At 75.1% G+C, this 24,828-nt stretch carries 10 protein-coding genes and 2 pseudogenes; all 12 read left to right on the forward strand.

What is annotated here, in order from left to right:
* The first annotated feature begins 4 nt into the window (after positions 1-4).
* The 12 genes and pseudogenes from ACFYZL_RS19180 (at position 5) to ACFYZL_RS19235 (ending at position 24,769) form a co-directional block, all read left to right on the forward strand.
* Positions 5-901, forward strand: coding sequence for a class I SAM-dependent methyltransferase (locus ACFYZL_RS19180; protein WP_384746053.1), 897 nt, complete (start codon positions 5-7; stop codon positions 899-901).
* The gene (locus tag ACFYZL_RS19185) at positions 898-1,104 is read left to right on the forward strand and encodes an MbtH family protein (protein WP_384746054.1); all 207 of its coding nucleotides are present in this window, start codon (positions 898-900) and stop codon (positions 1,102-1,104) included. Before ACFYZL_RS19180 ends, ACFYZL_RS19185 begins: the two co-directional genes overlap by 4 nt.
* A gap of 40 nt (positions 1,105-1,144) precedes the next feature.
* Positions 1,145-1,561 carry an aspartate 1-decarboxylase gene (panD, locus tag ACFYZL_RS19190; protein WP_384746055.1) on the forward strand — a complete coding sequence of 139 codons (417 nt, stop codon included), beginning with the start codon at positions 1,145-1,147 and terminating at the stop codon, positions 1,559-1,561.
* Positions 1,558-2,367, forward strand: a complete 810-nt coding sequence (locus ACFYZL_RS19195; protein WP_384746056.1) for a thioesterase II family protein — start codon at positions 1,558-1,560, stop codon at positions 2,365-2,367. The genes panD and ACFYZL_RS19195 overlap by 4 nt, the downstream gene beginning before the upstream one ends.
* 115 nt (positions 2,368-2,482) lie before the next feature.
* Entirely contained in the window at positions 2,483-3,325 is an 843-nt protein-coding gene (locus ACFYZL_RS19200; RefSeq protein WP_384746057.1) for a phytanoyl-CoA dioxygenase family protein, read from the forward strand.
* 5 nt (positions 3,326-3,330) lie between these two features.
* The gene (locus ACFYZL_RS19205) at positions 3,331-4,068 is read left to right on the forward strand and encodes an SDR family NAD(P)-dependent oxidoreductase (RefSeq protein WP_384746058.1); all 738 of its coding nucleotides are present in this window, start codon (positions 3,331-3,333) and stop codon (positions 4,066-4,068) included.
* Between the two features lie 86 nt (positions 4,069-4,154).
* Positions 4,155-4,967 carry a phytanoyl-CoA dioxygenase family protein gene (locus ACFYZL_RS19210; protein WP_384746059.1) on the forward strand — a complete coding sequence of 271 codons (813 nt, stop codon included), beginning with the start codon at positions 4,155-4,157 and terminating at the stop codon, positions 4,965-4,967.
* Positions 4,964-6,067, forward strand: coding sequence for a zinc-binding dehydrogenase (locus tag ACFYZL_RS19215; protein ID WP_384746060.1), 1,104 nt, complete (start codon positions 4,964-4,966; stop codon positions 6,065-6,067). Before ACFYZL_RS19210 ends, ACFYZL_RS19215 begins: the two co-directional genes overlap by 4 nt.
* Before the next feature lie 159 nt (positions 6,068-6,226).
* Complete coding sequence (locus ACFYZL_RS19220) at positions 6,227-14,941, forward strand: type I polyketide synthase (protein WP_388680213.1); 8,715 nt, start codon at positions 6,227-6,229, stop codon at positions 14,939-14,941.
* 21 nt (positions 14,942-14,962) lie between these two features.
* Positions 14,963-21,571, forward strand: a pseudogene (locus ACFYZL_RS19225) (SDR family NAD(P)-dependent oxidoreductase); the annotation flags it as partial.
* A gap of 145 nt (positions 21,572-21,716) precedes the next feature.
* Positions 21,717-24,539: pseudogene (locus ACFYZL_RS19230) on the forward strand (beta-ketoacyl synthase N-terminal-like domain-containing protein); the annotation flags it as partial.
* A complete protein-coding gene (locus ACFYZL_RS19235; protein ID WP_384746062.1) occupies positions 24,536-24,769 on the forward strand; it encodes an acyl-CoA carboxylase epsilon subunit in 234 nt (77 codons plus the stop codon). The pseudogene ACFYZL_RS19230 and the gene ACFYZL_RS19235, both read left to right, overlap by 4 nt.
* Positions 24,770-24,828: the final 59 nt, after the last annotated feature.

The raw sequence follows: 24,828 nt of genomic DNA on the forward strand, positions 1-24,828 counted from the left end.
CACCATGACCACCCAGACCATGACCGAGCAGTCCGCGTCCGAGACCCCGGGAGCCGACCTCACCCGTCCGTCCTCCTACTACCAGCCGGGTGAGCACCACGCGCCGCAGAACGAGATCCACCGCCTGCGCCAGCAGGTCGCCGCGTCCTGGGACAAGGAGGCGCGCATCCTGCGCGAGTTCGGCCTCACCGAGGACGCCGACGTCCTGGAGATCGGCTCCGGCCCCGGCTACATCAGCGAGCGGCTGTTGGCGGAGGTCCCGGCGGGCACCCTGACCTGCCTGGAGCTCAACGAGGACCTGATCGAGCACGCCCGCGGTCACCTCACCCCGGCCCGCGAGGGCCAGCTGGACATCGTCCACGGCTCGGTCCTCGACAGCGGCCTGCCGGACGACCGCTACGACATGGCCCACGCCCGCCTGGTCCTCCAGCACGTCCCCGGCACGATGGACGCCCTCACCGAGATCCACCGCACCCTGCGCCCCGGAGGCAAGCTCGTCGTCACCGACGTCGACGACTCCCTGTGGGGCCTGCTGCACCCGATGCCGGAGCTGCCGGAGTGGGACGAGGTCGTCAGGCTGCGCATCGAACTCCAGGCCGGCCGGGGCGGCAACCGCCTCATCGGCCGTGAGCTGGGCGGGCTGATGAAGGCCGCCGGCTTCACCGACATCAAGGTCGAGGCCGTCGCCATCTCCAGCGAGGAGGTCGGCATGGACGTGCTGGCCCCGCAGCTCGACATCCGCTCGCGCACCGCCGCGATGGTCGCCGTCAACCCGGCCGCCGAGCGCCCCTGCGCGGTCGTGGCCGACGCCATGGACGAGTTCGTGGCCCGCCCGGACGCCTCGATGATGCTCGTCTTCTTCATGTTCTCGGGCACCAAGCCGCAGAGGGACGCCCGATGAGCGCCCCCGCCACCGCCACCGGCTGGTCCGTGGTCGTCAACCACGAGGAGCAGCGCTCCGTCTGGCCCGCGGACCAGGAGCCACCGGCCGGCTGGAGCCCGGTCGGCTTCACCGGCAGCCGCGAGGACTGCCTGGCCCGGATCGCCGCCGACTGGATCGATCTGCGCCCCCTGGGCCTGCGCCGCCGTATGGCCGCGGGCTGACCCGCCGTACATCCACCTCACAACGGGAGAGAACACCGCCGTGTACCGGACCATGTTCAAGTCCAAGATCCACCGGGCCCGGGTCACCCAGGCCGATCTGCACTACGTCGGATCCGTGACCATCAGCGCCGACCTCATGGAGGCGGCCGACCTGCTCCCCGGGGAGAAGGTCGACATCGTCGACATCGACAACGGCAACCGCTTGTCCACGTACGTCATCGAGGGGCCGCGCGACTCCGGCGTCATCGGCATCAACGGCGCTGCCGCCCGCCTGGTCAGCCCCGGCGACCTGGTGATCATCATCGCGTACGCCACCGTCACCGACGCCGAAGCCCGCGAGCTGGAGCCCCGGGTCGTCTTCGTCGACGAGCACAACGCCGCCCAGCACCTGGGCTCCGACCCGGCCGCCACCCCGGAGGGTTCGGGACTGCTGCGCGGCGACCTCGTCGCCTCGTGACCGCCCTGCAGGCGCCCGGCCCGACCGCGGCCGGGCGCACCCTCCCGACGGATCCCGGGCCGTGGCTGCGCCGCTACCACGGCCGCCCGGCCCTGGCCGAGGCCACGCTCGTGTGCTTCCCGCACGCGGGCGGCTCGGCCGGCTTCTTCTTCCCCTACTCCGAGGCGCTCTCGGCCCGTTACGACCTGCTCGCCGTGCAGTACCCGGGCCGCCAGGACCGCCACCGCGAACCCTGCGCGACCAGCGTCGGCGAGCTCGCCCGCGCCATCGCGGCCGAACTGGCCTCGACGGTCGACCCGGACGTACCGCTGGCCTTCTTCGGCCACAGCATGGGCGCCGTGGTCGGCTTCGAGACCGCCCGGGCCCTGGCCGGGCTCGGTGTCGGGCGGGCCCCCGACCTGTTCCTGGCCTCCGGCCGCAGGGCCCCCGCCCTCAGCCGGGACGACGGCGTCCACCGCCTGCCCGACCGGGAGCTGCTCGACGAGATCAAGAAGCTCGGCGGCACAGACGTACGCATGCTGGAGGACCCCGAGCTGTTCCAGCTCGTCGTGCCCACCATCCGTGCCGACTTCGCCGCGGTCGAGACGTACGCGCCCGAGCCCGGGGCAGCCGTGGCCTGCCCGGTCGTCGCCCTCATCGGCGACGCGGACCACCGCGTGACCGCGGAGCAGGCCGCCGCCTGGCGTGATCACACCACCTCCGACTTCTCGCTGCGGATCTTCCCCGGCGGGCACTTCTACCTGGTGGAGCGGCAGCGCGACGTGATCGCGACCATCACCGCGCACGTGGACCCCCTCAAGGCTTAGGGGCCGATAAGGGGTGCAGTTTCGGACCGCACCCCTCGTACCGTCGAACTCGAGGGAAAGGCGAGGGACTACGTCATCGTCCCTCGCCTTCCCGGAAGAAACGTCTGGAGAAAAAGTGGGAACCGCCACCGCCTCTGCACCTGAGAACGTCAGCAGCAATGAGACGCCCATCTACGTCCTCTTCGACGTGGAAACCGTCGACTCCCCGGAGAAACTGACCAGGGACCACCTCGTCCGGCTGGCCGCCGGCACCGTCGGCGCCGTCCACATCAAGAACTTCGGCAGCCCCGCCGAATGCGCCGCCGTCCTCCAGGGCCTGGACTCCGTTCCGATGGGCTCGTACGACGAGGAGATCGTCGTCCCCCGGATCCCCAAGCTCGGCCCGGCCGCGTACGACCACTACGACGCGTACGGCCTGGGCGCCGCCTACTGGGAGGACGCGGAGCGCTCCGCGGTCCACCGCGCCCGCCTGCTCGACGGCGCCGACCCGCTCGCCGTCGCCGCCGGGCGCATCCGTGCCGCTTGGGACGGCCCGATGGCCCCCGCCACCTGCTCCGGCCGCGCGATGTACGCGGGCATGATCCGCGAGACCACCGGCGGCATGAAGATGCACTGGGACGAGATCGCCCGCGAGCTGCCGGGCGCACTCGACGACCCGGTCGTCTCCCAGATCGGCTTCAACTGGTACCTGTCCATGCCCGAGGCCGGCGGAGCCACGCACATCTTCCGCCGGCGCTGGCTGCCCGGCGACGAGCGGGCCCGCGACGGTTACGGCTACGACGAGGCGCTGGCGGCCGACGAGCCGAGGGTCGTGGTGCGGCCCTCGTCCGGCGACGCGGTCATCTTCGACCCGCGCAACTACCACGCGGTACGCGGCAACGAGGGCCCCGGCCGCCGGGTGGCGCTGTCCTTCTTCATGGGAGTCGGTGCCGACGGCACCCTCCAGTACTGGTCCTGACCACCATGGCGCAGCACACGGCGGTGGTCAGCGGCGGCACCCGCGGCATCGGACTCGCCCTGAGCCTCAGGCTCGCCGATCTCGGCCACCGGGTCGTCGCCCTCTACCACAACGACAAGGACACCGCCGACGAGGCGGCGGAGCTGGGCCGGGGACTCGTAGAACCGGTCCGGCTGGACGTCGCCGACCCCACGGCGGTCGCCGAGGGCTGCGCGCGCCTGCTCGCCGCCCACGGCGCCCCCCACGTCCTGGTCAACAACGCGGGCATCAACCGGGACCGGCCCTTCCTCGACCTCACCGACGAGGACTGGGACCAGGTGCTCGCGGTCAACCTGTCCGGCCCCTACCGGCTGACCCGGGCCCTGGCCCCCGCGATGCTGGCCGCGGGCCGCGGCTCCATCGTCAACATCGGCGCGACCACGGCCATCCGGCCGCGCAAGAACGGGGCGAACTACTGCGCGGCCAAGGCCGGTCTGCTCCAGCTGACCAAATGCCTGGCCCTCGAATTCGCCCCGAAGGTCCGCGTGAACGCCCTGATCCCCGGATTCACCGACACACCGGAGGTGGTCGGACGGTACGGGCTGGACGACCCCGAGCGGCGCGCGGAGATCCTGCGCACCATTCCCTCCCGGCGAATCGGCACGGCGCGGGACATCGCCGACGCCCTGGAATTCCTGGTGACCGCCAAAAGCAGCTATGTCACCGGTCAGCAACTGATCGTAGACGGCGGGAATTTCATGTGACGGGGCCCCGGCGCCCCACTGCCGGGCCCCTGGCGCTCTCTTTCCCCGACCCGTGTCGTATTCCGAAACGTTTGGAGAGACTCCCCATGCATCTGACCCAGGAACAGCTGGACCGCTATCATGAGGACGGCTTCCTCAAGCTCGACCTCACCCTCGACGCGGACGAGGTCGAAGCACTGCGCGAGGGTTTCGTCCGCGACTGCCAGGTGCCCGGCCCGCAGCGCGTGGCCGAGGAGGGCCGCGACGAGGTGCGCGCCGTCTACGCCACCCACCAGCGCCAACCCGAGTACGCCGGCCTGATCCGCGACCCGCGCCTGCTCCAGCCGGTACGGCAGCTGCTCGCCGAAGACGTCTACATCTACCAGTTCAAGATCAACGCCAAGCCTGCCTTCGGTGGCGAGAAGTGGTCCTGGCACCAGGACTACGTGGCCTGGCGCATCGCCGACAACCTGCCCGCACCGCGCCAGGTCAACGTCGCCGTCTTCCTCGACGACGTGGACGAGTTCAACGGTCCGGTCATCTTCCTTCCCGGGTCCCACCGCTCCGGCCTGATCAACGACAGCCGCAAGGACGCGGCGAAGTCCGCGCAGCACCTCGACCCGGACGACATCGCCCTCACCGAGGAGCAGATGGCCGCTCTGGTGGCGGAGCGGGGCATGGTCAGCCCCAAGGGCCGGGCCGGTTCCGTCGTCCTCTTCTCGCCCGAGATCGTCCACGGCTCCGCGCCCAACATGTCGCCCTTCCCGCGCCGTCTGCTGATCATGACGTACAACGACACGGCCAACCTGCCCAGCTGGGCCGGCGAGCCGCGCCCCGAGTACGTGGTCTGCCGGGACACCGAGCCGCTGCGCGCCCTCGACACCCCGTTCCTCGCCGCGCTCGAAGGGGCCCTCGCATGAGCCGCGCCACGGCCGTCGTACTGGAGCAGTTCGGCCGGCCGCTCCGGCTGCGAGAGTTCGAGGTGCCCCCGCCGCCGGCGGGCGGCATGGTCGTCGCCTGCCGCCACGGCGGCGTCTGCGGTACCGACCTGCACCTCCAGCAGGGCCACCTGCCCATCCCCACCCCGCTGGTCCTGGGCCACGAAGGACTCGGCACCGTCACGGAGTTCGGCCCCGGCACCCCCCGTCGGGACGCCGCCGGACGCGAGCTGCGCGCGGGCGACACGGTGATGTGGGCCTCGTCCATCGCCTGCGGCACCTGCGTTCCCTGCCGGCTGCACCGCGAGCCGACCCTCTGCGAGAACCGCCGCACCTACGGCGTCAACCGCGCCCTGGCCGACGGCTCCGAACTGGCCGGCGCCTGGGCCGAGGCCATCGTGCTGCACGAGGGCGCCACCGTCGTCCGGCTGGACGAGGGCATCGACCCGCTCGCCGCCATGTCCTTCGCCTGCGCCGGACCCACGGTCGTGCACGCCCTCTACGAGCGCCGCCCGGTGCGGGTCGGCGAGATCGTCGTGGTCCAGGGCAGCGGACCGGTGGGCCTGGCCGCGGCAGCCCTCGCGCAGCTCTCCGGCGCCGCCAAGGTGATCGTCGTCGGCGGCCCGACGGGCCGCCTCGAACTGGCCGCCAAGGCCGGGATCGGCGACGTACACATCGACATCACCGGCCCCGGCGGCACCGGCGCGGCCCTGGAGGCCGTGCTCGCCGAGACCGGCGGCCGCGGCGCCGACCTGGTCATCGAGTGCGCGGGCGTGCCTGCGGCCGTGGCCCAGGGCCTCACGCTGGCCCGCCGAGGCGGCTCGTACCTGATCATCGGCCAGTACACCGACGCCGGCGACACCCTGGTCAACCCGCACCAGATCGTCTACCGGCAGCTCGACGTGATCGGCTCCTGGGCCTTCACCGGCGCGCACCTGACCGAGTACGTCAAGCTGCTGCCGGCTCTCACCGCCCGCTTCGACCTGCGCAGCCTGGTGACCTCCTACCCGCTGGCCGAGCACGGGACGGCCCTGGCCGCCGTCGCCACCGGGGACGTGCTGAAGGCCGTGCTCTCCAGCTGAGGGCCGTGCGCTCCACCTGAAACCGAGGCCTCCGGCCGAGCCGTGCTCGCCGGCTGATCCGCGGACCCACCGCCCGTACCGCCGCAACCCGCACACCGCCCGGCCGGCCTGCCCGTTTTGGCCTGCCCTGGCCCGTCCGAGACGAGGGGACACGAGTTCATGCTGACCGACGAGGGCTCCATCGCCCCCGACCGCACCGCCGACACCGAGGCCATCGCCGTCGTGGGCATGTCCTGTCGGGTCGCGGGCGCCGACTCGCCCGAGGCCTTCTGGCAACTGCTCGGCAGCGGCGCGTCGGCCGTCACCCGCGACGAGCGCACCGGGCGGTGGGCCGGATGGATCACGCACAAGGACGCATTCGACGCCGAGTTCTTCGGCATCGCCCCGCGCGAGGCCGCCGCGATGGATCCGCAGGCGCGGCTCGCGCTCGAACTCGCCTGGGAGGCGCTGGAGGACGCACGGCTGCTTCCCCACGGGCTCGGCGGCACCCGCACCGGCGTGTTCGTCGGCGTCATCAACGACGACTACGCCACGCTGGTGCGCCGTACCGGCCCCGCAGCCGTGTCGGGCCTCACCGCCACCGGACTGCACCGGGCCATGACCGCCAACCGGCTGTCGTACCTGCTGGGGCTGCGCGGCCCCAGCCTCACCGTGGACTGTGCCCAGTCCTCGTCCCTGGTCGCCGTCCACCTGGCCTGCGAGAGCCTGCGCCGGGGCGAGACGGAGCTCGCCGTCGCCACCGGAGTGAACCTGATCCTCGCCGAGGAGAGCAGCCTCGGCATGGAGCGCATGGGCGCGCTGTCCGCCGACGGCCGCAGCTACACCTTCGACGCCCGCGCCAACGGCTACGTCCGCGGCGAAGGCGGCGCCACCGTCGTCCTCAAGCGCCTGTCGGACGCCCTCGCCGACGGGGACCGCGTGCACTGCGTCATCCGCGGCGGCGCCGTCAACAACGACGGCGGTGGCGCGAGCCTGACCGCCCCGGACCAGGCGGCGCAAGAAGAGCTGATCCGCACCGCGCTGCGCCGCTCGGGCCTCGCGCCCGAGGAGATCGGGTACGTGGAACTGCACGGCACCGGCACGCCCGTCGGTGACCCCATCGAGGCGGCCGCCCTCGGGGCGGCGCTCCGCACCGGTTCCCCCACCGGTTCCCGGACCGAGTCCGGGGCCGCGTCCGCGTCCGAGTCCGGGGCCCCGGCCGGGGTCGCGTCCGCCGACGGGCGGGTGGCGGGCCGGGCGCTGCCCGTCGGCTCGGCCAAGACCAACGTCGGCCACCTGGAGGGCGCCTCCGGCATCGTCGGCCTGGTCAAGACCGCCCTGTGCCTCGCGCACGGCGAGCTCGTGGCCACGCTGAACCACTCCGTCCCCAACCCGGCCATCCCGCTGGACCGGCTGGGCCTGACGGTGCAGACGGAGCGGGCCCCGTGGCGGGCGCCCGAGGGACGGCTGCGCGCGGCCGGCGTCTCCTCCTTCGGCATGGGCGGCACCAACTGCCACCTGGTCGTGACGGAGGCGCCCGCGGACGCCTCCGCTCCGGTGGCCGACGCGGCCGCCACGGGCACGTTCCCGGGTGCCGCGGCGCCGCCCCGCAGCCCCGCCCCCGCCACCCAGGTGCCGTGGGCGCTGTCGGGCCGCACCCCGGCCGCCCTGCGCGCACAGGCCGCCCGCCTGCTCGCGTACAGCACCGCCCACCCGCAGACCCCCGCCGCCGACATCGGCCGCTCGCTGGCGCTGACCCGTACCGCCTTCGCGCACCGCGCCGTCGTGACCGCCGCTGACCGGGCCGGTCTGGAGGCGGGGCTCGCCGCGCTCGCCGCGGGGGAGGAGTGCGCCGGCGTGGTGCGCGGTACCGCGCTGCCCGGCCCGGACGCGCCCAGCACCGTCTTCGTCTTCCCCGGCCAGGGCTCGCAGTGGCCGGGAATGTCCCGCGAACTCCTCGACACCGCACCGGTGTTCCGGCGCGAGATCGAGGCCTGCGAGGCCGCGCTCGCGCCGTACACCGACTGGTCTCTGACCGAGGTACTGCGCGAGGCCGAGGGCGCCCCCTCACTCGCCCGCGTGGACGTGGTGCAGCCCGCCCTGTTCGCGGTCATGGTCTCCTTGGCCGCGCTGTGGCGCTCCTGGGGCGTGGAGCCGGCCGCCGTGGTCGGCCACTCCCAGGGCGAGATCGCCGCCGCCTACGTCAGCGGCGCCCTCTCCCTCGACGACGCCGCCCGCGTCGTGGCCCTGCGCAGTGCCGTCATCCGGGACCGGCTGGCCGGCCGCGGCGGCATGGCCTCCGTCGCGCTGCCCGCCGCCGCCGTCTCAGAGCGGCTGCGCGACCGCTTCGCGCAGGTGGAGATCGCGGTGGTCAACGCCCCCGCGGCCACGGTCGTCTGCGGCGCGCCCGAGCTCCTCGACGAGCTCGCCGCCGAACTGGAGGCCGAGGGGGTCCGGGTCCGGATCATCCCCGTCGACTACGCCTCCCACTCCGCCTACGTCGAGGAGATCGAAGCCGAACTCCTCGACGTGCTCGCCCCGGTGACCCCCCGCACCCCCGAGATCCCCTTCTACTCCACCGTGCTGGCCGCCCGCATCGAGCACGAGCCGCTGGACGCCTCGTACTGGTACCGCAACCTGCGCGGCACCGTCCGCTTCCAGGAGACCGTCGCGGCCCTGCTCGCCGACGGGCACACCGCCTTCGTCGAGCCCACCGCCCACCCGCTCCTGACCGCCGCGGTCACGGATACCGCCGAGCCGGACCTGACCGTGGCGGCCGTCGGCACGCTGCGCCGCGAGGCGGGCGGCCCGGACCGTTTCCTCGCCGCCCTGGCCGAGGCGCACACCAAGGGCCTGCCCGTCGACCTCGCCGCCACGTGCCCCGACGCCCGGACCGTGGACCTGCCCACGTACGCCTTCCAGCGCAAGCGGCACTGGCTTCCCGAGCTCGACTCCCTCCCGGCCGCCGTGCCCACGGGCCCGCACCCCGGCTCCCCGTCCGACGGGCCCGTCGGTGAGGAAGCCGAACTGCCGCCGCTGCTCCTGGAGCTCGCCGCCCTCGACGACGCGGCCGCGCGTCGCCGGCGGCTGCTCCGGCTGGTGTGCGCCACCACCGCCGCCGTCCTCGGCCTCGACGGACCGGGGTCCGTCACTCCCGCGGTCACCTTCAAGAACCAGGGTGTGGAATCCCTGACCGGCGTCGAGCTGCGCAATCGTCTCCAGGAGGCCACCGCGCTCAAGCTGCCGACCACCCTCGTCTACCAGTGGCCCACCCCGCAGGCCCTGGCCGACCACCTGGCCGCCGAACTCGGCGACCTCGACCACCTCGCCGGCCGCGCCGCGGCACCGGCTGCCGGCGCCCCCGTCGCGGCGGCCGCCACGGCCGCGGGCGGCACCGCCCCGGACGACGACCCGATCGCCGTGGTGGGCATGGGCTGCCGGTTCCCGGGCGGGGCCCGGACCCCCGAGGACCTGTGGCGGCTGGTCGCCTCCGGCGCGGACGCCGTGGGCGGCTTTCCGACCGACCGCGGCTGGGACGTGGACGGGCTGTACGACCCGGAGCCGGGCAAGCCGGGGAAGTCGTACGTGAAGGAGGGCGGCTTCCTCTACGATGCCGCCGAGTTCGACGCCGGCTTCTTCGGGATCTCCCCGCGCGAGGCGGTGGCGATGGACCCGCAGCAGCGGCTGCTGCTGGAGACGTCCTGGGAGGCGCTGGAGCGGGCCGGGATCGACCCGGCCGCGCTGCGCGGCACGGACACCGGCGTGTTCGTGGGCGTCATGGCCCAGGACTACGGCCCGCGCCTGCACGAGCCCGCCGACGGCGCCGAGGGCTACCTGCTCACCGGCAACACCACCAGCGTCGCCTCCGGCCGCATCGCCTACACCCTGGGTCTGCAGGGCCCGGCCGTCACCCTCGACACCGCCTGCTCCTCCTCCCTGGTGGCCCTGCACACGGCGGTGCAGTCGCTGCGCACCGGCGAGTCCTCGCTCGCGCTGGCGGGCGGTGCCTGCGTGATGTCGAGCCCGGGCATCTTCGTGGAGTTCGGCCACCAGCGGGGCCTGGCGCCGGACGGCCGCAGCAAGGCCTTCTCGGCGGCCGCCGACGGCACCAGCTGGGGTGAGGGAGTCGGCCTGGTGGTGCTGGAGCGCCTCTCCGACGCGGTGCGCAACGGCCACCGGGTCCTGGCCGTGGTGCGCGGCTCCGCCGTCAACCAGGACGGCGCCAGCAACGGCCTGTCCGCCCCCAACGGACTGGCGCAGGAGCGCGTGATCCGCCAGGCCCTGGACCGGGCCGGCCTGACCGGCGCGGACGTGGACGTGGCCGAGGCGCACGGCACCGGAACCAAGCTGGGCGACCCCATCGAGGCGGGCGCGCTGCTGGCCACGTACGGGCAGGGGCGGCCCGAGGGGCGTCCGCTGCTGCTGGGTTCGCTGAAGTCGAACATCGGGCACACGCAGGCGGCCGCGGGTGTCGGCGGTGTCATCAAGATGGTGATGGCCCTGCGCGAGGGCCTGGTCCCCAAGACGCTGCACGTGGACGAGCCCACCCCGCACGTGGACTGGACCGCGGGCGCCGTGGAACTGGTCACCGAGGCGGTGGCCTGGCCCGAGACCGGCCGCCCCCGCCGGGCCGCCGTCTCCTCCTTCGGCATCAGCGGCACCAACGCCCACGTCATCCTCGAACAGGCCCCCCAGGCCCCGGAGTCCGGGGCAGGTCGGGCCGCCCCCACCGAGCCGAGCCCCACCATCGTGTCCGGGCTGCCCGCCGCCCTGCCCGTGTCCGCCCGCACCGAGCAGGCACTGCGCGCCCAGGCCGCCCGCCTCACCGAGCACTTGGCCGCGGACGCCGACCTCACCCCCGCCGACCTGGGCCATTCGCTGGCCCTGGCCCGTACCGGCTTCGAGAACCGGGCCGTGGTCATCGCGGCGGACCGGGTCGAACTCGCCTCGGCACTGTCGGCGTTGGCCGCGGACGAGGAGCACCCCACCGTCGTACGCGGCACAGCCGGACCCGACGGCGACGCCGAGGGCGCCGTGTTCGTCTTCCCCGGCCAGGGCGCCCAGTGGGCCGGAATGGGAGCCGAACTCCTCGACACGGCACCGGTGTTCCGGCGCGAGATCGAGGCCTGCGAGGCCGCGCTCGCGCCCTTCACCGACTGGTCGCTCACCGAGGTGCTGCGCGGCGCCGAAGGCGCCCCCACGCTGGACCGGGTCGACGTGCTCCAGCCCGCCTCCTTCGCCGTGATGGTCGCGTTGGCCGCGCTGTGGCGCTCCTGGGGCGTGGAGCCGGCCGCCGTGGTCGGCCACTCCCAGGGCGAGATCGCCGCCGCCTACGTCAGCGGCGCCCTCTCCCTCGACGACGCCGCCCGCGTCGTGGCCCTGCGCAGCCGGGAGATCGCCCACCGGCTCGCCGGCCGCGGCGGCATGGCCTCCGTCGCCCTGCCCGCCGAGGAGGTCACCCGGCGCATCGCCGCATGGGGCCCGCGCCTGAACGTCGCCGCGTTCAACAGCCCCCACTCCACGGTCCTGTCGGGCGAGCCCGAGGCCCTGGCCGAGTTCGTGGAGAGCTGCCTGGCCGACGGCGGGCGGGCCCGGATCATCCCCGTCGACTACGCCTCCCACTCCGCGTACGTCGAGGAGATCGCGGAGCAGGTCGTGACCGCCCTCGGCCCGATCGCCCCGCGCCCGCCCCGGATCCCCTTCCACTCCACCCTGCTCGCCCGCCGTATCGAGCACGAGCCGCTGGACGCCTCGTACTGGTACCGCAACCTGCGCGGCACCGTCCGCTTCCAGGAGACCGTCGCCCGGCTGGCCGAGGCCGGACATCGCCGCTTCATCGAGGTCAGCCCCCACCCCGTGCTCTCCTCCGGCATCGCCGAGACCGTGGAGGACGCCACCGGAACCGAACCCCTGCTCGCCACCGGCTCGCTCCGCCGGGACGACGGCGGACTGCGCCGATTCGCCGCATCCGCCGCGGCCGCCCATGTGAGCGGCCTCGCCGTCGACTGGAGCGCACTGCACACGCCGGCCGCCCCGCGCCGGACCGACCTGCCCACGTACGCCTTCCAGCGGGAGCGGTACTGGATGGACCGGCCGCGCCCCGCCGCGGCCACCTCGGGCCTCGGGCTCGAAAGCGCCGGACACCCGCTGCTCGGCGCCCGTCTCGACCTCCCCGACGGCGGCCCGGTGGTCTTCGCCGGCACGGTCGGCCTCCGCGACCACGCCTGGCTCGCCGACCACGCGGTCCTGGGCACCGTCCTGCTGCCGGGCACGGCCTTCGTGGACCTCGTGCTGCACGCCGGCGCCCGACTCGACGGCCTGGGGCTGGACGAACTCGTCCTGCACGCCCCCCTCGTGCTGACCGAGGCCCGCCCGGTGAGGCTCCAGGTCGTCGTCGCCGCCGCCGACGCCACCGGCCGGCGCGCCGTTTCGGTCCACACCCGGCCCGAGCCGCACCCGGGCGAGCCCGACGGCGGGTCCTGGACCCGGCATGCCGAGGGCTGGCTCGCCCCCGGCGCCCTCGGCGCCCCCGCGCCCGCCGCCGAGGCCGCCTGGCCCCCGGCCGGCGCCCGGCCGCTGGACCTCTCGCGCCGATACGCCGACCTGCTCGCGCAGGGTTACGCGTACGGGCCCGCCTTCCAGGGCCTGACCGCCGCCTGGCAGCGCGACGACGAGGTCTTCGCCGAGGTGACGCCGGCCCGGGAACTGGCCGACCAGACCGATTTCGGCATCCACCCGGCCGCCCTCGACGCCGCCCTGCACGCCATCGGCCTGCTCGGCAGCGCGGCCGGACCCGGGGAGGGCACCCCGAAGCCCCTGTTGCCCTTCGCCTGGCACGGGGTCCGCCTGTACGCCCACGGCGCGACCGCGCTGCGGGTGCGGCTGGCCCGCACCGAGGGCGACGCGGTCCGGGTGTCCGTCGCCGATGTCGCCGGGACGCCCGTGGCCGAGGTCGACGCCCTGGTCATGCGGCCCGTCGAGCCGAAGCGGCTGGCGGAGCTCGCCCGCGGCGCCGACCACCTGTACGCCGTGGACTGGACGCCGGTGCCCACCGGCGGCGACCTGCCCGCCGACGTGCCGCCGGCCGTCGTCGGCACCCCCGAGGAGGTGCCCGGCCTCGGCGCCGCCACCGCCCACGCCGGGCTCGACGCCCTGCTCGCCGGCATCGCCGCCGGCGCCGCGGCCCCCGACCTGCTGCTCGTACCGGTGACCGCGACCGCACAGGGAGCGGGGCGCGTGCCCGAGGAAGCCGACCCGGCCGAGGCCGCGCGGCGGCTGACCCGGGACCTGCTCGCCACCGTCCAGCGGTGGCTCGCCGCCGACCGGCTCGCCGGCACCCGCCTGGTGGTGGTCACCCGCGGCGCCGTCGCCACGGGCCCCGAGGACCCGGTCACCGACCTGGCCGCGGCCGCCGCCTGGGGGCTGATCCGCAGCGTGCAGAGCGAGTACCCCGACCGCTGCCTGCTCCTGGACACCGACGCCACCGCCGGCACCGACGCCTCCGCGACCGCCCTGCGGGCCGCGCTGGCCACCGCCGCCGACCGCGGCGAACACCAGATCGTCCTGCGCCGCGGCACCGCGTACGCACCCCGCCTGGCCCTCCCCGGATCCGCGTCCGCGCAGACCCGGGACGAGGCGGACCGGCCCGCCTTCGACCCCGATGGCACGGTCCTGATCACCGGCGGCACCGGCACCCTCGGCACTCTGGTGGCCCGTCACCTGGTCACCGAACACGGCGCCCGCCGCCTGCTGCTGACCAGTCGCCAGGGTCCTGCCGCACCGGGCGCTGCCGAACTCGTGGCGGCCCTGCGGGAACTGGGCGCCACCGCCGAGGTCGCCGCCTGCGACGCCGCGGACCGCGGCTCGCTCGCGGCCACCCTCGAAGGGATCGACCCGGCCCACCCGCTCACCGCCGTGGTCCACGCGGCCGGCCTGCTCGACGACGCGACCGTGCCCGCCCTGACGGCCGGACACGTCGACCGCGTGATGCGGCCCAAGGCCGATGCCGCCTGGCACCTGCACGAACTCACCCGCGACCGGGACGTGAAGGCCTTCGTGCTCTTCTCCTCCGTGGCCGGCACGCTGGGCCTGGGCGGTCAGGCCAACTACGCGGCGGCCAACGTCTTCCTGGACTCCCTGGCCCACCTGCGCCGCGCCCAGGGTCTCCCCGCCGTCTCCCTGGCCTGGGGCCTGTGGGAGCAGGCCAGCGGCATGACGGGCGAGCTGACCGGGGCGGATCTGGCCCGGATGGCCCGGACCGGCGTCGCCGCGCTGCCCTCCGCCGAGGGACTGCGGCTGCTCGACGCCGCTCTGGCCGCCGAGGAGGCGCTGCTCGTCCCGGCGGCCCTGGACACCGCCGGGCTGCGCGCCCGGGTGGCCTCCGACGGCACCCCGCCCCCGCCGATGCTCCGCGGCCTGGTGCGGCTCCCCGGCCGGCGCACCGAAGCCGCTCAGGCCGCCGGCCCCCGGACCCCCGAGGCCGACGGCGGCGGACTCGCCCTGCGCCTGGCACCGCTCGACGACGAGGCGCGCCACGACACGGTGCTGGACCTGGTCCGCCACTGTGCGGCCGTGGTCCTCGGACACGGCTCGGCCGACAAGGTGGAGCCCGAACGGGCCTTCGCCAAGCTCGGGTTCGACTCGCTCACCTCGGTCGAACTGCGCAACCGGCTGAACGCCGCCACCGGCCTGCGACTGCCCGCCACCCTGCTCTTCGACTGCCCCACCCCGGGCGCCGTCACCGAGCGGATCCTGACCCTGCTCGCGCCCGCTCCGCAGCCCGCCCCCGCGGCCGGCGCGCCGGAGCCCGCGGACGAGCCCGTCCTCGCGGCCATCGAGTCGGCGAGCGACGACGAAATCTTCAAGTTCATTGAAAGCGAACTCGGTATCTCATGAGGAGTGTTCGGTCGGATGGCTAACGAGGACAAGCTTCGCGACTATCTGAAGAAGGTCACCACCGACCTCCACGCCACCCGGCAGCGGCTGCGCGCCCGCGAGGAGCGCGACCACGAGCCGATCGCCGTGGTGGGCATGGGGTGCCGGTTCCCCGGCGGGGTCGAAACCCCTGAGGACCTGTGGCGGCTGGTGGCCTCCGGCACCGACGCGATGGGCGGCTTCCCGCTCGACCGCGGCTGGGACGTGGACGGGCTGTACGACCCGGAGCCGGGCAAGCCGGGGAAGTCGTACGTGAAGGAGGGCGGCTTCCTGCACGGCGCCGCCGAGTTCGACGCCGCGTTCTTCGGGATCTCCTCCCGTGAGGCGGTGGCGATGGACCCGCAGCAGCGGCTGCTGCTGGAGACGTCCTGGGAGGCGCTGGAGCGGGCCGGGATCGACCCGGCCGCGCTGCGCGGCACCGACACCGGCGTGTTCGTCGGCCTGATGTACCACGACTACACCGCCCGCCTGGGCCAGGTGCCCCAGGAGTACGAGGGCTACGCCATCACGGGCGGTTCCTCCAGCGTGGCCTCCGGCAGGCTCTCGTACACCCTCGGCCTGGAAGGCCCGGCGGTCACCGTCGACACCGCCTGCTCCTCCTCCCTCGTCACCCTCCACATGGCGGTGCAGTCGCTCCGCAAGGGGGAGTGCGCGCTCGCCCTGGCCGGCGGCGCGGCCATCATGCCCACGCCGACCATCTTCCTGGAGTTCTCGCGCCAGCGGGGCCTGGCGCCGGACGGCCGCAGCAAGGCCTTCTCGGCGGCCGCCGACGGCACCAGCTGGGGTGAGGGAGTCGGCCTGGTGGTGCTGGAGCGCCTCTCCGACGCGGTGCGCAACGGCCACCGGGTCCTGGCCGTGGTGCGCGGCTCCGCCGTCAACCAGGACGGCGCCAGCAACGGCCTGACCGCCCCCAACGGCCCCTCCCAGGTACGGGTGATCCGGCAGGCCCTCGCCGACGCGGGCCTCACCCCCGACGAGGTCGACGCCGTCGAGGCGCACGGCACCGGAACCAGGCTGGGCGACCCCATCGAGGCACAGGCCCTCCTGGACACGTACGGGCAGGAGCGCCCCGCAGATCGCCCGCTGCTGCTCGGCTCGCTGAAGTCCAACCTCGGCCACACCCAGGCCGCCGCCGGCGTGGGCGGTGTCATCAAGATGGTGATGGCCCTGCGCGAGGGCCTGGTCCCCAAGACCCTGCACGTGGACGAGCCCACCCCGCACGTGGACTGGACCGCGGGCGCCGTGGAACTGGTCACCGAGGCGGTGGCCTGGCCCGAGACCGGCCGCCCCCGCCGGGCCGCCGTCTCCTCCTTCGGCATCAGCGGCACCAACGCCCACGTCATCCTCGAACAGGCCACCGAGGACGCCTCCGTCGAGCAGAGCACCACCTCCGCGAACGACTCCGCGACCCCGACGCCCGTCCTGGCCGGAGCCCCGCACGTCTGGCCGCTCTCCGCCCGTGGCGGCGCCGGACTGCGGGGCCAGGCCGCCAAGCTCCTTCGGTTCACCGCGGACCGCCCCGGAGCGGACCCCGTCGCCGTCGGTCATGCCCTGCGCACCACCCGCGCCGTCCTCTCCCACCGGGCCGTCGCCCTCGGCGCCGACCATCAGGAGCTCACCGCCGCCCTGACCGCCCTCGCCTCCGGAACCGATTCCCCGCAGCTGGTCCAGGCCGAGGCCGCCGGCGGCCGCCCCGTGTTCGTCTACCCGGGGCAGGGCCACCAGTGGGCCGGGATGGCCCGCGAACTGCTCGACTCCTCCGCGGTGTTCCGAGCCTCGATCGAGGCCTGCGAGGCCGCCATGGCCCCGCACACCGACTGGTCCCTGACCGAGGTGCTGCGCGGCGCGGAGAGCGCCCCCGACCTGGAACGCGTCGACGTGGTCCAGCCCGCCCTGTTCGCCGTCATGGTCGCCCTCACCGACGTCTGGCAGGCCGCCGGCGTCCGCCCCGCCGCGGTCATCGGCCAGTCCCAGGGCGAGGTCGCCGCCGCCTACGTCAGTGGCGCCCTCACCCTCGACGACGCCGCGCGCATCATCACCCTGCGCAGCCGCATCGCCCGCGACAGGCTCTCCGGCACCGGCGCCATGGCCTCCGTGATGCTGCCCGCCGAGCGCGTCGAGGAGCTGCTCGCCGCCACCGACGGCCGCATCCAGATCGCTTCCGTCAGCAGCCCCGCCGGCACCGTCGTGGCCGGCTCGCCGGAGGCACTGGAGGAGCTGCTCGCGGCCTGGGAGGCCGAGGGCGTCCGGGCCCGCCGCATCTCCACCGACTACGCGTCCCACACGGACCACGTCGAGGTCATCGAGGACGAACTCCTCGCCGCACTCGCCCCGGTGAACCCGCGCGCCACCCGCATCCCCTTCTACTCCACCGTCACCGGAGAGCTCCAGGATGGCCTCGGGCTCGACGCCGCCTACTGGTACCGCAACCTGCGCCAGACCGTCCGCTTCGCCGACACCGCCCGCACCCTCGTCGATGCCGGCCACCGGGTGTTCGTCGAGCCCAGCGCCCACCCCCTGCTCACCGGCGCCGTCCAGGAGATCGCCGAGGCCGCCGACCACACCGCCGTCGCGCTGGAAACCCTGCGCCGCGACGAGGGCGGCCCGGCCCGCCTCACCACCTCACTGGCCCGGGCCCACGTCCACGGCCTTCCCGTCGATTGGACCGCGCTGCTCGGTGCTCCCCCCACCGCCCCCGACCCGGTCGAGCTGCCCACCTACGCCTTCCAGCGCCAGCCCTACTGGCTCGACGCACCCGCGCAGGCGGCCGACGCGGCCGGACTGGGCCTCGTACCGGTCGACCACCCGATGCTCGGCGCGGCCGTCGAGAACGCCGAGGACGGCAGCACCCTGCTCACCGGCCGGATCTCGCTGCACACCCACCCCTGGCTCGCCGACCACGCCGTCTCCGGCACGGTCCTCGTCCCCGGCACCGCCCTGCTCGAACTCCTGGTGCGGGCCGGCGACCACGTGGGCTGCGACCTGGTCGACGAACTCGACCTCGCCGTCCCGCTGGTGGTGCCCCGCGAGGGCGCGGTGCGCCTCCAGCTCGCGCTGTCGGCCCCCGACGCCGAGGGAGGCCGCGGGGTCGCGATCCACTCCCGGCCCGAGGACGCCGACGGCACCGAGTGGACCTACCACGCCGGCGGCCGGGTGCTGCCCGGCGCTCCCGCCACGCCCGCGGCCGCCGCCCCCGCTCCGTGGCCGCCGCGCGGCGCCGAACGCGTCGAGACGGAAGGCGCGTACGAGCGCCTCACCGAGGTCGGCTACCAGTACGGGCCCGCCTTCCAGGGCCTGACCGCCGCCTGGCGGCTCGGCGACGACCTGTACGGCGAGATCGTCCTCGCCGAGGCCCGGCACGCCGAGACCGGCGCCTTCGCCCTGCACCCCGCGCTGCTCGACGCCGCCTTGCACCCGCTCATCGTGCGCGGCCCCGACGGCGAAGGCCCCCAGCAGGTGGTCCTGCCCTTCGGCTGGTCCGGGGTCCGCGTCCACGCCACCGGCGCCACCACCCTGCGGGTGCGGCTGACCCGCAACGCCGACGACACCGTGGGCCTGGCCGCCTGGGATCCCGCGGGCGCCCCCGTGCTGTCCGCCGACTCGCTGACCGTACGCGCCCTGGCCCCGGGCGCCCTGAACACCGGGGACACCCGGGCGCAGCGTTCCCTGTACGCCGTCACGTGGACCGCGCTGGAGGAGACGGCCGCCGAAGCCCCCGCCGACCTCGCCGTCCTCGGCACCGGCCACGGACTCGGCGCCGGCCCCGCCGAGCACCACCACGCCGCTCTGCCCGCGCTGCTGGACGCGCTGGCCGCCGGCCGGCCGGCCCCCGCCGCCGTGCTCGCCCCCGTCGCCGCCCTCGCCCCGCTGCCGGACGAGGACCCGGCAGCGGCCGTACGCAGCGGACTCGGAGCGGTGCTCAACCTGGTCCGTGACTGGCTCGCCCACGAGTCCCTCGCCGAGGTACCCCTGGTCCTGGTCACCAGCGGGGCGGTGGCCACCGGCCCGCACGAGCGCCCCGCCTCCCTGGCCGCCGCCGCCGTCTGGGGCCTCGTACGCTCCGCGCAGCGCGAACACCCCGGCCGGTTCGCCCTCCTCGACCTCGACGACGGCGCAGCCGCCGAGCTGCTGCCGGTCACCCTGCCCGGCCTGCTGCGCACCGAGCCCGAACTCGCCCTGCACGGGAACCGGTTCCACATCCCGAGGCTGACCCGGGCCGCGGACGAGGCAGGCCTGCCCCTCCCCGACACCGACGCCTGGCGCCTGGTATCCGAAGGCAAGGGCAGCCTGGAGAGCCTGGCCTTCGCCGCCGCCCCCGAGGCCACGGCCCCGCTCGCGCCGGGCCAGGTGCGGATCGCCGTGCGCGCCGCCGGCCTCAACTTCCACGACGTGGTGCTCGCGCTCGGCATGATCGAGGAGGACCGGGACCAGTTCGGCTACGAGGCCGCCGGCGTGGTCGTCGAGACCGCCCCCGACGTGACGGGCCTCGCCCCGGGCGACCGCGTCCTCGGCCTGGTGCGCGACGGCTTCGGACCGTTCGCCGTCGCCGACCACCGCCTCATCGCCCCCATGCCCGACGGCTGGACCTTCGCCCGGGCCGCCTCCGTACCCGTGGCCTTCCTCACCGCCTACCACGGTCTGGTCGATCTCGGCCGCATCCGCCCCGGTGACACCGTCCTCGTCCACGCGGCCGCCGGAGGCGTCGGCATGGCCGCCGTCCAGCTCGCCCGGCACCTCGGCGCGGAGGTCCACGCCACCGCGAGCCGCGGCAAGTGGGACGTCCTGCGCGCCGCCGGCCTCGACGACACGCACATCCACGACTCCCGTACCCTCGCCTTCGAGGACGGGGTACGGCAGGCCACCGGCGGCCGGGGCGTGGACATCGTCCTCGGCTCCCTCTCCGGGGAGTTCGTCGACGCCTCGCTGCGCCTGCTCGGCCCGGCGGGCCGGATGATCGAGATGGGCAAGACCGACATCCGCGACTCCCAGCGCGTCGCGGCCGACCACCCGGGCTGCTCGTACCACGCCTACGACCTCAACCTCGTCGCCCCGGAACGGGTACGGGAGATGCTCGCCGAGGTCCTGGCCCGGTTCGCGGACCGCACCCTCACGGCCCTGCCGACCGCCGCCTGGGACATCCGGCGCGCCCCGGCCGTCTTCCGCCACATGAGCCAGGCCCGCCACACCGGCAAGCTGGTCCTGACCGTGCCCCGGCCGCTCGACACCGACGGCACGGTCCTCGTCACCGGCGGCACCGGTACCCTCGGCGCGCTCGTCGCCCGCCACCTCGTCACCGACCACGGCATCCGCCGGCTGCTCCTCACCAGCCGGCAGGGCGCACGGGCCGCCGGCGCCGACACCCTGGCGGCCGAACTCACCGCGCTCGGCGCCCAGGTCACCCTCGCCGCCTGCGACGCGGCCGACCGCACCGCACTGGCCCAGACCCTCGCCGGCATCGACCCGGCCCACCCGCTCACCGCGGTGGTCCACGCGGCGGGCATCCTCGACGACACCGCCGTCGACCAGCTCACCCCCGAGCAGATCGACCGGGTCCTGCGGCCGAAGGCGGACGCCGCCTGGCACCTGCACGAGCTCACCCGCGACCTGGACCTGGCCGCCTTCGTGCTGTTCTCCTCGGCCGCCGGCACCCTCGGCACCGCCGGCCAGGCCAACTACGCCGCCGCCAACGCCTTCCTCGACGCCCTCGCCCACCAGCGCCGGGCCGAGGGGCTCCCAGCGGTGTCCCTGGCCTGGGGCCTGTGGCAGCAGACCAGCGCGCTCACCGGCACCCTCGGCGAGCAGGACCTGCGCCGCCTCGCCCGTACCGGAGTCGCCGCCATGCCCACCGACGAGGCGCTCGCGCTCCTCGACGCGGGTCTGGCCGCCGACCGGCCCACGCTGGTGCCCGTACGGCTCGACACCCAGGGCCTCGCGGCCTCCGGCGCCGAGCCCCCCGCGCTGCTGCGCGCCATGGTGCGCACCCCCCGGCGCCGCCGCGCCCAGGCGGGGACGGCGGCCGAGGGGCCGGCCCTGACCGACCGGCTGGCGCCGCTGCCCGAGCAGGAGCGCCGCCGGGTGCTGCTGGACCTGGTCCGCGAGCACGCCGCCGTCGTCCTCGGCGAATCCTCGCCCGCGGCCGTCGGCCCGCACCGCGCCTTCAAGGAGCTGGGATCCGACTCCCTGACCTCCGTGGAACTGCGCAACCGCCTCAAGTCCGACACCGGCCTGAAGCTGCCGGCCACCCTCGTCTTCGACCACCCCACCCCGGCGGCCCTCGCCGAGTTCCTGTACCAGGAGCTGGCGCTCGACTCCGCGGCGGGCACGGACGACACGGCCGGGGACCCCGCGGCCGCCGGCCGCGGCGACGAGGCGGGACTGCGCCGCCTGGAGGCCGACCTGGAGGCCCTGCTGGTCACCGCGCCCGGCGACGCGGCCCGCCAGGACATCGGATCGCGGCTGCGGGCCCTGCTCCAGCGCTGGGACCGGCCGGCCGACCTCCCGGGCGACCCCGCCGGAGCGGCGGAGGACCTCCTGGCCGCGTCCGACGAAGAGCTCTTCGCCGCCCTCGACGACGAGCTCGACCTGCGCTGAGCCGCCCCCACCCGACGAGACTTCACCGACGAACCCGAGAAAGGCCGGCATCCCGATGGGGAACGGACACCACGGCGCGAGCACCGCCGGCGGCGGCGCGAACACCACGCCCACAACCGTCACCGAATCCACGCCCACGACCGCCACGGAAGACAAGCTCCGCGACTACCTGCGGCGGGCCACCACCGAACTGCGCGAGGCCAAGCGCCGCCTGCGGGAGGAGGAACTGCGCCGCACCGAGCCGATCGCCGTGGTCGGCATGGGCTGCCGCTACCCGGGCGGCACCACCTCACCCGAGGAACTGTGGGACCTGGTCGCCGAGGGCCGCGACGTGCTCAGCGAACTGCCCGACAACCGGGGCTGGGACACCGAGAACCTCTACGACCCCGACCCCGACCGGGCGGGTGCCTCGTACGCCTGCGAAGGCGGCTTCCTCCACGACGCCGACCGCTTCGACGCCGAGTTCTTCGGCATCTCCCCGCGCGAAGCCGTCGCCATGGACCCCCAGCAGCGGGTGCTGCTGGAGACCACCTGGGAAGCCCTGGAGCGGGCCGGCATCGACCCGCTGTCGCTGCGCGGCAGCAGCACCGGCGTGTACATCGGCGCCATCGCCCAGGACTACGGCCCACGGCTGCACCAGCCGTGGGAGGGCGCGGACGGCCACCTGCTCACCGGCACCACGTGCAGCGTGGTCTCCGGCCGGATCTCCTACGTCCTGGGCCTGGAGGGCCCGGCGGTCACCCTCGACACCGCCTGCTCCTCCTCCCTCGTCGCCCTGCACACCGCCGCGCAGTCGCTGCGCTCCGGCGAGACCGACCTCGCCCTCGCGGGCGGCGCGACCGTCCTCGCGTCCCCCGGGGTGTTCGTGGAGTTCTCCCGCCAGCGCGGCATGGCCCCCGACGGGCGCTGCAAGGCCTTCGCCGCCGCCGCCGACGGCACGGGCTGGGGCGAGGGCGTGGGCGTGCTCGTCCTGGAGCGGCTCTCCGACGCCGTGCGCAACGGACATCGCGTGCTGGCCCTGATCCGCGGCTCCGCCGTCAACCAGGACGGCGCCAGCAACGGCCTGACCGCTCCCAACGGCCCCTCCCAGCAGAAGGTGATCCGCCAGGCACTCGCCCAGGCCGGCCTCGGCACCGCCGACGTCGACGTGGTGGAGGCCCATGGCACCGGCACCCGGCTCGGCGACCCCATCGAGGCCGGCGCCCTGCTGGCCACCTACGGCCGCCGCCCGGCCGGACAGCCCCTGATGCTCGGCTCCCTGAAGTCGAACATCGGCCACACGCAGGCGGCCGCCGGCGTGGGCGGCGTCATCAAGATGGTCATGGCGATGCGGCACGGCACCGTTCCCAAGACCCTGCACGTGGACGCCCCGACGCCCAACGTGGAGTGGGACTCCGGCGCCGTCGAGCTGGTCACCGAGACGGTGGCCTGGCCCGTGACCGGCCGCCCGCGCCGGGCCGCGGTCTCCTCGTTCGGCATCAGCGGCACCAACGCGCACGTCATCGTCGAACAGGCCCCCGAGGGACAGGGACACGAGGGACAGGCACCCGAGGCGGACGCGGAGACCGGTCCGGCCGCCGAGGAGCCGCAGCCGCCCGTCCTGCGCACCACGGAGCTCGCCTGGCCGCTGTCCGCCGGCAGCCCGGAGGCACTGCGCGCCCAGGCCGTGGGCCTCCTGGAACACAGCACCGCCCACCCCGGCACCGAGCCCGCCGCGATCACCCGCGCGCTGGCGCGCGGCCGCGCCGCGCTCACCCACCGGGCCGTGGTCCTGGGCGCCACCCGCCCCGAACTCGAAGCCGGGCTGCGGGCGCTGGCCGCCGGCGAGGACTCGCCGTACGTGGTCCAAGGCGTCGCGGGCGACGAGCGACTCGCGTACGCGCTGCCCGCACCCGACAGCCGGTGGCGCCGTACTGCCCGCGAACTGGCCGCCGCAGCACCGGCGTTCCTGCACAGCCTGGAGTCCACGGCCCGCGCGCTGGCGGCACACACCGACGCGCCCGTCCTGGACGCCGTACTCGGCACCTCCGGCTCCGGTTCGTCCGTGCCCGAAGCGGGAGCCGCCGGTACGGGCGTCCGGCGGGCCGAGCGCCCGGCGGACGCGGTGACCGAGCGGTGTGCCCTGTTCGCCGCCACCCTCGCGCTCGTCCACCTGTGGCGCGAGCTCGGTGTCGAGCCCGAGCTGTTCGTGGGCGACACGGTTCACGAGGCCGCTGCCGCCCATGCGGCCGGCGCCCTCTCTCTCGACGCCGCGGCTCGCAGCGTGGCCCTGGGGGAGCGGCCGGACCTGGCCCGGCCGTCCGACCCGTGGTTCCGCCCCCGCCCCGCCGTGGACGCCGGCGCCGCCGGCTCCTGTCCCGTCGTCGACCTGGCCGACCCCGCTTCCCTGTTGGCCCCCCTCGCGGCCGCCTGGGCGGGTGGCGCCCCCGTCGACTGGGCCGCGGCCACCGTCGCCCCGGCAGGCGGGGACGGCCATGTCGACCTGCCCACCTATCCCTTCCAGCGACAGTCCTACTGGCTCGGCGCCCCCGAACGCACGGTCACGGAACGCCAGTCGGTCACGTGGGCTCCCGCGACACCCGACCCGGCCGCAGGCCTCCGGCTCGCGCTCGTCCCGGCGGGATTCGCCGACGATCCGTTCGTCACCGACGCCGTCGCGGCCCTCGGCGCCGACGGCACCCCGGTCGCGACCCGCACCATCGCCCTCGACGGGGCGGCCGACGACGAGGAGGGGCTGGCCGCCCTGCTGGCGCAGGCGGTGGCCGAGACCCGCCCCGCCGCCGTGCTCAGCCTGCTGGACACCGACGCCACCCCGTGCGGCGAAGCTCTCGCCCTGCCGCGCGGCACGGTGGCCACCCTGGCCCTCGCCCGTGTTCTGCACGGCCTCCCGGACCGCCCCGTCCTGTGGTGCGCGACGGACGACACCCGCGAGCACCCCGCCCCCGCCGCCCTGGCGTGGGCGGCGTGACTCCACAGGAGCAGACGGACGTGCTCCGCTTCGTCCGCGGCCGCCCCGACGACGAGCAGATCGCGGCCGCCACCCTCGCCCTGATCGCGGTCCTGCGCGGCGGCGTCCACCCGGCTCTCGTGGAGCGGGGTGGGCCCGCCGGCCCCCGCTGGGCATTCGACCGCGGCTACCGCGCCCCCCGCTCATGGGCCTCCGTACGCCGCTTCGGCACCGGGGACCGACCGCTTTAGGCCATTGCAAGGAGCCGCCCGGACGCTCCTTGAGCCCATCCCCACCAGTGGAGAAGAGA

Source organism: Streptomyces sp. NPDC001717, assembly GCF_042892775.1.
Classification (GTDB): domain Bacteria; phylum Actinomycetota; class Actinomycetes; order Streptomycetales; family Streptomycetaceae; genus Streptomyces.

Bases quoted from the DNA above. Each gene is read 5' to 3' on its own strand.
- ACFYZL_RS19180 (WP_384746053.1), top strand. From the start codon at position 5: ATGACCACCCAGACCATGACCGAGCAGTCCGCGTCCGAGACCCCGGGA.
- ACFYZL_RS19185 (WP_384746054.1), top strand. From the start codon at position 898: ATGAGCGCCCCCGCCACCGCCACCGGCTGGTCCGTGGTCGTCAACCAC.
- ACFYZL_RS19205 (WP_384746058.1), top strand. From the start codon at position 3,331: ATGGCGCAGCACACGGCGGTGGTCAGCGGCGGCACCCGCGGCATCGGA.
- ACFYZL_RS19210 (WP_384746059.1), top strand. From the start codon at position 4,155: ATGCATCTGACCCAGGAACAGCTGGACCGCTATCATGAGGACGGCTTC.
- ACFYZL_RS19215 (WP_384746060.1), top strand. From the start codon at position 4,964: ATGAGCCGCGCCACGGCCGTCGTACTGGAGCAGTTCGGCCGGCCGCTC.
- ACFYZL_RS19220 (WP_388680213.1), top strand. From the start codon at position 6,227: ATGCTGACCGACGAGGGCTCCATCGCCCCCGACCGCACCGCCGACACC.